Raw genomic sequence first — 10,461 nt, forward strand, 5'->3', positions numbered from 1 at the left:
GCGGAATTGGTAGACGCGCTAGCTTCAGGTGTTAGTGTCCCACGGATGTGAGGGTTCGAGTCCCTCTCTTCGCACCATTCATTACGCAAAAGGCCCATCACGAAAGTGATGGGCCTTTTGTTTTTACTCCTTGTTATGGCTATGCTTTTGACGACTCCCCGCTCATCGTCATGCCAAGGAACCCATATGATACTGGATACCGACATTCACAACTTTTACGAACATCTGGTGCTCAAGGAGATTGAGAAACAGGGGCTGCAGCAAAAGCTCAACAGCGATCAGATGGCCGACCTCTGCTGCCTTACCCTCAACCAGCTTCCGGCCCACTATATTCGCCACAATGTCGACATGATCTACTTCCTGACCGACGCCAAGCGTACCGAAATGGAGAAGCTGGTGGTCGAATCGCTCAAGGTGGCACAGCAGAAGATCAAGCAGGCTCCCGTCAAAAGTTCATAACCAGGGCTGCTGCCAGAGCAGGGTAACGATACCGGTCAACCCGGCCACTGGCAGCAAGATCAAGGCGGGGCGCAATCCGGGCTCCAGCATCACCCAGGCAGCCAGCAGAAAACCGGCACTCCAGGTGCCGTACTCTTTATCCTGACCCCATGCGAGTACGGCCACCGCCACCAGCAACATCATCCCCCGCAATATCCAGCGCATTGTTTTCTCCCCAATCAACAATTGATAATAATTATCATCTTCATCTAATGGGGATGCAAGTGGCGTCACAGGCAAGCTTCGTATGTAACCCCTTGTGTCAACAGGCCGCTCAAAAACGGGTTATGAGATCAACTAATTTGTGATTTTTTCAATCAAATGTGCATTTTTGCCAATTTGATGGGGCTTTAACCCGCCGGGTTTGTGGTAGATTGCGGCCTCTTTTTGGGTTGCCTCCTCGGGATCGATGTATCCACAGGACGAGAGGGAGTGACCTTGGCGAGCAAGAGTTTAGGAAGTATCTATGCAAAACCAACAAAACCACATCCGACTACCGGGCATGGCACAGGTGTTTGCCTGTCTGGCCATTTTCCTGGCCCTGGCATTCTCGTTCACCAGCGTGCTCGATCTGCCGATCCAGCTGGCGTTGTTCATCGCCTGGTTCGTCATCATGGGGCTTGGCATCAAACTCGGCCACGATTACAAATCCCTGGAACAGGCTGCCGTTGACGGCGTTGCCAAGGGGATGGGGGCCATCCTGATCCTAGTCTCCGTCGGTGCTCTGGTCGGCACCTGGATTGCTGGCGGCATAGTCCCCAGCATCATCTACTTCGGCCTCAAGGTGATCCACCCGTCCATCTTCCTGCTGGCAACCCTGATCATCTGCTCCCTGACCTCGCTGGCCACCGGCACCTCCTGGGGCTCTGCCGCCACCGCCGGTATCGCCATGATGGGGATCGGCCACAGTCTCGGCGTGCCTGCGCCGCTGGTCGCCGGTGCCGTGCTCTCCGGCGTCTATTTTGGTGACAAGCTCTCTCCGCTCTCCGACTCAGTAGTGCTGGCTTCGACCATGTCCAACGTCGACGTGGTGGAGCATATCAAGGGGATGCTGCCCATCAGCCTGCTCTCCTATGTCATCACCGCCGTGCTGTTCACCGTGGTGGGCATGCAGTATTCGGGCAACGTCAGCCTGGAGCAGGTCAATCTGGTGATGGAGGCCCTCGACAACCAGTTCAACATCACTCCGCTGGCCATAGTGCCGGTGGTGCTGGTACTGGGCCTGCTGGCCAATCGCAAGCCCGCCTTCCCGGTGATCAGCTTCGGCGCCCTGCTGGGCCTGATCTGGGCCATCGCCTTCCAGGGCATGGATCCGGTCAAGGCGATGCACTCGGCTTATAATCCGTTTGCCATCACCTCCGGCATCGATTTTATCGACAACATTCTCGGTCGCGGCGGCATGGAGTCCATGCTGGGCTCGGTCGCGGTCATCATCTTCGGTCTCGGGTTTGGCGGTCTGCTGGAGAAGGTCGGCATTCTGGAAGTGATCGCCAGCGCCTTCGAGAAGCGCATCAACAGCGTCGGCAGCCTGACCAGCCACACCATCGGTACCGCGTTTCTGGCCAACGTGTTTGGCTCGGCCATGTATGTGTCGCTGATCCTGACTCCCAAGATCATGGCCAAGAACTACGACCGACTGGGACTGGCGCGCAAGAACCTCTCTCGCAACGCCGAGTTTGGCGGCACCCTCACCTGCGGCATGGTGCCCTGGAGCGACAACGGCATCTTCATGGCCGGAGTGCTGGGGGTGGCAACCCTCGACTACCTGCCTTACATGTGGCTGAGCTTCACCTGCATCATTGTGACCATCACCCTCGCCTACATGGGCAAGGCAGTGAACCGGATCCCGCTGGTCGCGGCGGCAAGCTCCCGCTAAGCCATCCTGAAACAACAAAGGCGCCACCAAGGCGCCTTTGTTGTTTGAGAGAAATGCTGTTTGATGGAGCACACTGATCACCACAAACAAAAACAGCCCTCGTTGCCGAGAGCCGTTTCATCAGACCGATAATGCCGATCAGATGGAGAAGCTGGAGCCACAGCCACAGGTCGTGGTGGCGTTGGGGTTGGTCACGGTAAAGCGTGAGCCTTCCAGACCCTCGGTGTAATCCACACTGCCGCCTACCAGATATTGCAGGCTCATGGGATCGATCACCATGGTGACGCCATTCTTCTCGACTACGGTGTCCCCGTCGTTGATCTTCTCATCAAAGGTAAAGCCATACTGGAAACCGGAGCAGCCCCCACCAGTGATGTATACCCGCAGCTTCAGCTCGGGATTCTCTTCCTCGGTGATCAGGTTCTTCACCTTGTTGGCCGCCGCATCCGTCATCTGGATGGGCAGCGGGGCTTCTGCTACTGCACTCATTACTGACCTCACAACCATTAGATCCACAAACATGGAAACCGCGAAATTATCCAATACCCGACCATTCAGTTCAAGTATTCACCACGTTTAACCGGCAGCGGGAACCGGAGCGGGCGGCGCGGCGACCAGCGGCTTGATCACCTCACCCCACTCAACCAGCAGCTCTTGCGCCGGCTGCCTGCCGTCCTTGTTGATGGTGACACGGATCCGATCCGGCACAAAGCCTTCCGGCAACTGCCAGTTCCCTTCCAGCAGCTGGAAATAACGCAGGGCATAGCGCCACTCGCTCACCTTCATCCCGAGATCGCGACCGGTTAGCGTCTTCGGCTTGTCAGCCAGACTCCCCTCGACCCGGATCTGCACCTGACCACGGAACAGCTCCCGCTTCTTGGCGGGCTGGGTCAGGGCGAGACGATAGTGGTAGCGACCGGGAATGCTGGTCTCCTGCAGAGTCAGGTTGTCGATCACTACCCCCACCTGTTCGCCGGTGGGGCGCATGATCCGCTCGAAAAAGGCCAACTGGCGTTTGAGCTCCTGCACCTGCGCCTCCTGACTCTTCAGGGTAGTCTGCAACTGCTCAAAGGCCGCTTTCTGGGTCGCCAGCTGGGTATCTTTCACCCCCAATTCGGTCTTGAGCTGGCCGATGGCCTTGCCCTGACGATCCAGCGTCTCCTGCTGTACCACCAACAGACTGCTCTGGGCCAGCTCCTGACGGTTCCCGACAAAGTAACCGATGAGCCCGCCAACGGCTAACACGACCAATAACTTCAATAGATTGGACATAGCCCCTCATCCCGTTATCACGCCATTTACGGCAGCGCCTCTCCCTTCACTATACCGCCCTGACCGGGGTCACAGGCGATAAAGGGAAAAATTAACTGGCCGTGGCGCTGCCATCACCCCGCTTTTGACGCGCGGCGAGCCGTAAAGTTCGCTCCAGGATCTGGGAATAGATCGGTCGGCCACCCAGCCACTGGGCAACCAGAGTCGCCCCGACCGTGGTAATCATCATCGGCAGGATCAGCTGATAGTTGTCGGTCATCTCGGTGACCAGCACGATACCCGTGATCGGGGCGCGCACGGTGGCAGCAAACAGCGCCCCCATTCCGGCGATGGCAAAGGCGCCGGGCTCGATGCCAAGCTCCGGAAACGCCGCATGAAACAGATGGCCGAACACCACGCCAAACAGGGTGCCCAGCGCCAGGGTCGGCGCAAACACCCCGCCCGGGGCACCGGAGCAGAAGCAGATGAGGGTCGCAACCAGCCGCACCGAGAAAATGAGGAACAGGGTCGCCATCGCATACTCATCCCCCATCAGATGAGGAATAAGCTCGGTGCCGCCGCCCGTCACCGAAGGAGCAAACAGCGACAACACCCCAAACGTTCCGGCGACCAGCATGCCGATGGCCACGAAACGGTGGCGTTTGTTCTGATGCAGCGCCAGATAGCCATCCTGACAGGCCAGCACCAGCTTGTTGAAGACAAAACCGAGCACCCCGAAGGTGGCCCCCATAAAGAGGAACAACCAGAGCGCCTTGAGGGCTGGCGCATCGTAGTGGGGTAGAGTGATCACCGCCCCCTGACCTTTCATGTTCTGCAGCATCAGTGTCGCCATGATGGCGGAGATCCCCACCGCCTTGATGGCCAGAAAGGAGTAGCGAAACTGCGGTCGCATCTCCTCCATCACGAACAGGATGCCCGCCAGCGGCGCATTGAAGGCAGCAGCCAGACCGCCCGCCGCACCGGCGGCCAACAGGGCATGGCCATGTTCCTTGGGCAGCCGGAAGATATCCGCCACCATCTTGCCGAGGTTGCCGCCGATCTGCACCGAGGGCCCCTCCCGCCCCAGCACCATACCGGAGCTCAGGGTGCAGATGCCGCCGAAGAACTTGACCGGCAACACTCGCCACCACCGCACCGGGCGCAGATCATCCATCGCCCCCTCGATCTCGGGAATGCCGGAACCGCCTGCCTCGGGGGCAAAGGTATGAGTGAGGAAGTAGCCGACAAATCCCAGCAAGGCACTGAAGCCAAAGCCAAGCAGACCGAGCTGCCACCAGGGACGGTCTGCCAGCAAGGCGATGCGTTGTTCTGCCAGCCAATGGACACCCGATTCGAACAGACCGCACACCAGTCCGGCCAGGGTACCGACCAGCGCCGCCAGCAACAGAACCAGCAAGGGCATCTTGTCTTGCCGGATAATGCGGGAAAGCGGCCCCCGCGAAGAGGTATCGGCTTCAAAGGAGAGAGCTTGTTGCGCCATCTTGTTACACCAACCTGGAAAAACCATATCGTCAGCTAGCTGAGATCAGGATCACCCGGCGCGTTGCTCGGCTGCCCAGGGCTGGGGCTTTCTGCTATAGTCGGCCCGTTAAATTTTTGTCACGGGAGCAGACCGAGAGTCCGGGTGGCGAGAGCGCAAAGCATACTCCTCATGCCCCGGCCTGCCGAGTCTCAATCGGCTGCAATCCCTTATGTGACGCCCAAAATCCCATTAAGGATGATCCATGTCAAAATCAGATCAGCTGTTTGAACAGGCCCGCCAGACCATTCCGGGTGGCGTCAACTCACCGGTCCGCGCCTTCAATGGCGTCGGCGGCACGCCCCGCTTCATCGATCACGCCGATGGCGCCTATCTCTATGATGTGGATGGTCAGGCCTACGTGGATTACATCGGCTCCTGGGGCCCCATGCTGCTGGGTCACAACCACCCGGCCATCAAGGCCGCCGTCATCAAAGCGGTGGAGAAGGGGCTGAGCTACGGTGCGCCGACCGAGATCGAAGTGCTGATGGCCGAGAAGGTACGCCAGATCGTCCCCTCCATGGAGCAGGTGCGGATGGTCAACTCCGGCACCGAAGCGACCATGAGCGCTATCCGGTTGGCTCGTGGCTACACCGGCCGCGACAAGATCGTCAAATTCGAGGGCTGCTACCACGGCCACGCCGACTCCCTACTGGTCAAGGCCGGTTCCGGCGCCCTGACCCTGGGTCAGCCCAACAGCCCGGGCGTTCCGGCCGATTTCGCCAAACACACCCTGACCTGTGTGTTCAACGATCTGGAGTCGGTGCGCGAAGCCTTCACTCAGTACGGCAGCGAGATCGCCTGTATCATCGTCGAGCCGGTCGCAGGCAACATGAACTGCATCCCGCCGGTCCCCGGCTTCCTGGAAGGGCTGCGCGCCATCTGTGACGAGTTCGGTGCCCTGCTGATCCTGGACGAAGTAATGACCGGCTTCCGCGTCTCCTTGCGCGGTGCTCAGGGTCACTACAACATCGACCCAGATCTTACCACTCTTGGCAAGATCATCGGCGCCGGCATGCCGGTGGGCGCCTTCGGCGGCAAGAAGAAGGTGATGCAGCACATCGCCCCGACCGGCCCTGTCTATCAGGCGGGAACTCTCTCCGGTAACCCGGTAGCCATGGCTGCCGGTCTGACCATGCTGGATCTGCTGCTGGAGCCGGGCCTCTATGAGCAGCTGAGCGCCAAGACTGCGCGGGTTGCCGAGGGACTGAAAGCGGCCGCCGCCAAGCACGGCATCCCGCTCGCCATCAACTATGTGGGCGGCATGTTCGGCTTCTTCTTCACCGAAGAGAACGAAATCACTCGCTACGAGCAGGTCACTCGCTGCGATATGGAACGCTTCAAGCGCTTCTACCATCTAATGCTGGAAGAGGGCGTCTATCTGGCGCCGAGCGCCTACGAGGCGGGCTTCCTGTCTCTGGCTCACGGCGACAAGGAGATCGAACATACCCTGGCTGCCGCTGAGCGCAGCTTCGCCAAGCTGGCTGGCTAAATCGCCGCTGGTTGTCGCAAAGGGCCCGTCACGGGCCCTTTTCTATTGCAGTACCTTCATCACCAGACAGGGCATCGATACGCCCAGTTCTGGTGCATTCCCTCTTCGTCACTGACCAATTTGTCATCCTCTGGTGCAACTAACCCTGCCATCCCTGTCATAAAGCAGGCCCACTATTTGCACATTCACCACAAGAGCCCACGTCACCGAGGTCCATATGGCAGAGATGAGCCCCATCGATGTGCTGCGGCGCTATCAGGAGTATCAGGAGGAGCTGACCCCGCTACTGCAGGGGCTGCTCAGCGCCCCCCTTGTCTCGCTCAAGGGGTATCCCTTTGTCATCAGCATTGACCACTATCAGGGGCCGATGTGCATCCAGCCTGCGGCACCGGCCGCCCATAACCGGCTGCACCTCATCGTGCAGGGGCAAGGACGAGAGATCACTGTCTGTCTGAATCAACTGATTGGTTGGTTGATGGGAGACAGGGAGCGCCGCCGCGCCATGCCCTGGTTCAAGGCGGTCTATGTGGTGCTCAGCATGGCGCTGTTTCTCATCGTCGCAACGCTCATCTGGCACGGGCTGGAGCAGCTTTACCAGCTATTGTGCGGCGAGCAGCAGAACCAGCTCGGCGCCTTTAGCGCCATCATCTTTCTGACGCTGGCACTGGCGGTGTTCGATCTGGGCAAGACCATTCTGGAAGAGGAGGTACTGCTGCATAAGGATATCTTCCGCCACAGCGCTATTCGCCGCACCATCACCCGCTTTATCGCCGCCATTCTGATCGCGGTCTCCATCGAGGGGCTGTTGCTGCTGTTCAAAGGCTCGCTCGGCCAGAACGAGCTGCTCTGGCCAGCGGTCGGAGTGATGGGGTGCGCGGTGGGTTTGCTGCTGGCGCTGGGCCTCTATGTCTTTCTGGGGGCCAAGGCCGAAGCGGCACTGGTACAGGCTAGCCTGCGCTCTCCACCGTCAACTGCACAGGGGAGCGACGCGTCGCCCGCCAGGAGGCGTACATGGTCCAGGAGGTATAGATGACGATAAAGGCAACCAGCCACTTCAGCATCTCCATATCCATGGATTTGACCAGCATGGCGGCCAGCACCACACCGATGGGACCGAAGATGGCTACCGCCAGCACCGCCTTGGCATCGAACGCCCCTTTGCGGATAAAGGTGCCTGCGGAGAAGACGCTAAGCACGGCGGTGGAGCCCATCATAATGGGAAACGCCGCCAGCGGATTCATCCCCAGCAGATAAACCAACGTCATGCAGGGGGCAAACAGGCCGATACCGACATTCATCAGCACCCCGAAGATGAAATTGCCAAGCAGGGCGATCGCCAACTTGTAGCCGCTGAGCCCCATCGCATCGCCGCCTACAGGGAAAAGACCCAGCAGACCGGCAAAGATAAGCCCTGCGACGACCAGTAAGGAAATGGCCATCACCAGCCGGATGGTCTGCCGATCAAACGAAGCCACATGACGAGCGCCCCAGGCTGCGCCAGCTGCGGCGGCCATCATCATGCTGATCAGCGTCAGCGGCTCCACCGCTACTGCGCCGACGAAGATCAGCGACTGAGTCACGGTCGGCAGCACACACTGCCCATTGAGGGTACCCGGCAGCACCCGGTCATCGATCAGCTTGAACTGCTTGTAGCAGGCGGTCTTTACCGCAAAGCTGCCCACCCCCAGGGTATCGAGGAAGTTGGCAACCCCACCGATCAACGCCACCGGCCAGAAGGGGGTCTCCTCAAAGGATCCACTCTGCTTCTTCCGCCAGCAGGCTTGCACCAGCATAAAGATGAATACGAGGCCTCCGGCTATAAAAACCAGCCGTAAAATATCAACTAACATAGGGGTTTCTCCTGCAACGGGCGGCGATTCTAAGGCAAGCAGCAGAAAAAATCTTGACCGGAATTAAGCAATGCACACGACACACCTCTGCGAGGCGAAATATTTATCAATAGACTCCGAACGACTCTGCTAATACTTGTTACTGAGGCCAACAGGCCGGGTCCTGAGCACGTTGTTATGGTCCTTTCGCGACGACCACTTGTGCCAAAGGACATAATAAAAAAGAGGGCCGGTAGTGATACCGACCCTCTTTCTGTATCTGGCCGGGGCGCTGGGCCCTCGACCATAACAACTGCTTATTGAATGCTCTTGCCGGCACGCACGTCCTTGATAAACCCCTTCAGGCTGGCCAGATCACGGGGAGCACCGCGCAGGATCTGATCACCGATGATGAAGGCCGGGGTACCGGAGATACCGAGCGCTTCAGCCAGAGCACGGTTGGTACCGAGGTTCTGGTCGATGCTGCCATCCTTGATCTTGGCTTCCACCTTGCTCCAGTCCACACCGGCCGCCACAGCCAACTGCTTGACCTGTGCTTCATCAGCGAGCGGGCCCTGATGGCTATAGAGCTTCTCGTGGAACGCCTGGTACTTGTCAGGCTGACCCAGTTGCACCGCCAGCGCAGCGCGGGCGGCGAAGTAGGAGGACTCGCTCAGAATGGGGAACTGCTTGTAGATGTAACGGATATCTTTATCTTCCGCCATCAGCTGCTTGACCAGCGGATGGGCCCGCTTGCAGTAACCGCAGTTGTAATCGAAAAACTCCACAATGGTCAGAGATGCCTTCGGATTCCCCATCTCGGGATCCTGATTGGCATAAAGCTGCTTGGAGTGAGCCTTGATCAGCGCCTTGTCACTCTCGGCCTGCTGGCTCTCCTGCTTGGCACGCAGGGCATTGGACATCTCGACCAGGATCTCGGGATTCTTGACCAGATAGTCGCGAACGATTTGCTCGACATCGCTTTTGGTCAGCTCGCTTGCATGTACCGGCGTCGCCAGCAGGGTCACGCCAGCCAGCGCGCAAAACAGGGCATTTTTAATAGTCATAACGTTATCTTGCAGAGGATATGATAGAGGCCACTATAGTGGTTGAGTCTGTTTTCAAGTCAAGTTATCTGGCCAAAAAAGAGCTTGATGGGCCCTGATTGCCACTTTTTCATGTCATTTCGCACAATTAACCAGCAATCAAACCGGGCAGGGATTTACAAGCCGGATCAGCATGGTAATATTCGCCGCACTGCTGCGGAGGGGTGGCAGAGCGGCTGAATGCACCGGTCTTGAAAACCGGCGATGGGCGACCATCCGTGGGTTCAAATCCCACCTCCTCCGCCATTCATACCGAGCCCATGCAATCATGTTGCGTGGGCTTTTTGTTTGCCTGCGATTTGCCACTCCTCATAGATCTCAACACATTAGTCTTCTTCAACTCCTTTCTTGAGCTTCTCACCTGCGAGCTAAATAGCTGCCACAAGATCACCTACCAACATCGAACCTCTGCGCTCCTGCGGATATCCCTTCCCATTACCCCAAACAACAACGACCCAAAGCAGCAACCACTGCGCCTGCGTGTTAGCACAGCCAACACACTCTCTGGCATAACGTCAGTGGGCGATTAACAAAGTCATGGACCATGCAGAGGGCTCAAAAAGAAAGACTTCAGCTAACACAAGACGCAGATGCCCAGGAAAGAACGCAAGCAAGAGATCATAGCGTACAGGCGAGCATAGAATTCGTGGGTAATGACTACGCCAGAGCCACCATACAGTACCCAGCGGTTCAGTGAAGAAAGAGTACCAAGCGGAACATCAAGCTATTTGTGGAACCAGAAAGCAGCGGTGAGTAAGGATAAAAACAGAGGAAGGGAGATAAGGCGACGTGCTGAATTGCAGGCAATAAAAAACCCCGCTCGATGAGCGGGGTTTCTTGTATTGGGTGCCTGGCAGTGTCCTACTCTC

General features: G+C 58.1%; 10 protein-coding genes and 1 tRNA gene. 5 read left to right on the forward strand and 6 right to left on the reverse strand.

Going from position 1 to position 10,461, the window contains the following annotated elements; genetic code table 11:
- Window positions 1-186 precede the first annotated feature (186 nt).
- Complete coding sequence (locus tag G5179_RS20675) at window positions 187-459, forward strand: late competence development ComFB family protein (RefSeq protein ID WP_005343036.1); 273 nt, start codon at window positions 187-189, stop codon at window positions 457-459.
- On the opposite strand, the gene G5179_RS20680 is transcribed toward G5179_RS20675, so the two are convergent.
- Window positions 454-663, reverse strand: a complete 210-nt coding sequence (locus G5179_RS20680; protein WP_005357820.1) for a hypothetical protein — start codon at window positions 661-663, stop codon at window positions 454-456. The two genes, G5179_RS20675 and G5179_RS20680, sit on opposite strands and share 6 nt — an antisense overlap.
- A 301-nt stretch (window positions 664-964) precedes the next feature.
- Here G5179_RS20680 and nhaC point away from each other — a divergent pair, with 301 nt between their 5' ends.
- Complete coding sequence (gene nhaC / locus G5179_RS20685; RefSeq protein WP_421259024.1) at window positions 965-2,374, forward strand: Na+/H+ antiporter NhaC; 1,410 nt, start codon at window positions 965-967, stop codon at window positions 2,372-2,374.
- A 138-nt stretch (window positions 2,375-2,512) separates the two neighbouring features.
- Here the strand turns inward: nhaC and erpA are convergent, their stop codons facing one another.
- From erpA to clcA, 3 genes are all read right to left on the reverse strand, one after another.
- The gene (gene erpA, locus G5179_RS20690; RefSeq protein ID WP_005340225.1) at window positions 2,513-2,863 is read right to left on the reverse strand and encodes an iron-sulfur cluster insertion protein ErpA; all 351 of its coding nucleotides are present in this window, start codon (window positions 2,861-2,863) and stop codon (window positions 2,513-2,515) included.
- 87 nt (window positions 2,864-2,950) lie between these two features.
- Window positions 2,951-3,646, reverse strand: coding sequence for a DUF6776 family protein (locus tag G5179_RS20695; RefSeq protein ID WP_005343032.1), 696 nt, complete (start codon window positions 3,644-3,646; stop codon window positions 2,951-2,953).
- Window positions 3,647-3,737: 91 nt separating this feature from the next.
- Window positions 3,738-5,126, reverse strand: coding sequence for a H(+)/Cl(-) exchange transporter ClcA (gene clcA / locus G5179_RS20700; RefSeq protein ID WP_421259025.1), 1,389 nt, complete (start codon window positions 5,124-5,126; stop codon window positions 3,738-3,740).
- 244 nt (window positions 5,127-5,370) lie between these two features.
- Here clcA and hemL point away from each other — a divergent pair, with 244 nt between their 5' ends.
- Both hemL and G5179_RS20710 read left to right on the forward strand, forming a co-directional pair.
- Window positions 5,371-6,657, forward strand: a complete 1,287-nt coding sequence (gene hemL / locus G5179_RS20705) for a glutamate-1-semialdehyde 2,1-aminomutase (RefSeq protein ID WP_201937713.1) — start codon at window positions 5,371-5,373, stop codon at window positions 6,655-6,657.
- A gap of 217 nt (window positions 6,658-6,874) precedes the next feature.
- On the forward strand, window positions 6,875-7,690 hold the full coding sequence (locus G5179_RS20710; protein ID WP_204384978.1) for a hypothetical protein: 816 nt from the start codon (window positions 6,875-6,877) through the stop codon (window positions 7,688-7,690).
- Here G5179_RS20710 and G5179_RS20715 read toward each other — a convergent pair.
- Together G5179_RS20715 and G5179_RS20720 are read right to left on the reverse strand one after the other, a co-directional pair.
- Entirely contained in the window at window positions 7,605-8,507 is a 903-nt protein-coding gene (locus G5179_RS20715; RefSeq protein ID WP_164536000.1) for a sulfite exporter TauE/SafE family protein, read from the reverse strand. The genes G5179_RS20710 and G5179_RS20715 overlap by 86 nt on opposite strands.
- A 296-nt stretch (window positions 8,508-8,803) precedes the next feature.
- Window positions 8,804-9,553, reverse strand: a complete 750-nt coding sequence (locus G5179_RS20720; protein ID WP_005340211.1) for a DsbA family protein — start codon at window positions 9,551-9,553, stop codon at window positions 8,804-8,806.
- Between the two features lie 197 nt (window positions 9,554-9,750).
- Between G5179_RS20720 and G5179_RS20725 the strand changes: the two genes are divergently transcribed.
- Window positions 9,751-9,838 (forward strand) — tRNA-Ser (locus tag G5179_RS20725).
- Window positions 9,839-10,461: the final 623 nt, after the last annotated feature.

The organism is Aeromonas sp. 600886 (assembly GCF_049174935.1).
Taxonomy (GTDB): domain Bacteria; phylum Pseudomonadota; class Gammaproteobacteria; order Enterobacterales; family Aeromonadaceae; genus Aeromonas; species Aeromonas veronii_A.

Bases quoted from the DNA above. Each gene is read 5' to 3' on its own strand.
- G5179_RS20675 (WP_005343036.1), top strand. From the start codon at position 187: ATGATACTGGATACCGACATTCACAACTTTTACGAACATCTGGTGCTC.
- G5179_RS20680 (WP_005357820.1), bottom strand. From the start codon at position 663: ATGCGCTGGATATTGCGGGGGATGATGTTGCTGGTGGCGGTGGCCGTA.
- nhaC (WP_421259024.1), top strand. From the start codon at position 965: ATGCAAAACCAACAAAACCACATCCGACTACCGGGCATGGCACAGGTG.
- erpA (WP_005340225.1), bottom strand. From the start codon at position 2,863: ATGAGTGCAGTAGCAGAAGCCCCGCTGCCCATCCAGATGACGGATGCG.
- G5179_RS20695 (WP_005343032.1), bottom strand. From the start codon at position 3,646: ATGTCCAATCTATTGAAGTTATTGGTCGTGTTAGCCGTTGGCGGGCTC.
- clcA (WP_421259025.1), bottom strand. From the start codon at position 5,126: ATGGCGCAACAAGCTCTCTCCTTTGAAGCCGATACCTCTTCGCGGGGG.
- hemL (WP_201937713.1), top strand. From the start codon at position 5,371: ATGTCAAAATCAGATCAGCTGTTTGAACAGGCCCGCCAGACCATTCCG.
- G5179_RS20710 (WP_204384978.1), top strand. From the start codon at position 6,875: ATGGCAGAGATGAGCCCCATCGATGTGCTGCGGCGCTATCAGGAGTAT.
- G5179_RS20715 (WP_164536000.1), bottom strand. From the start codon at position 8,507: ATGTTAGTTGATATTTTACGGCTGGTTTTTATAGCCGGAGGCCTCGTA.
- G5179_RS20720 (WP_005340211.1), bottom strand. From the start codon at position 9,553: ATGACTATTAAAAATGCCCTGTTTTGCGCGCTGGCTGGCGTGACCCTG.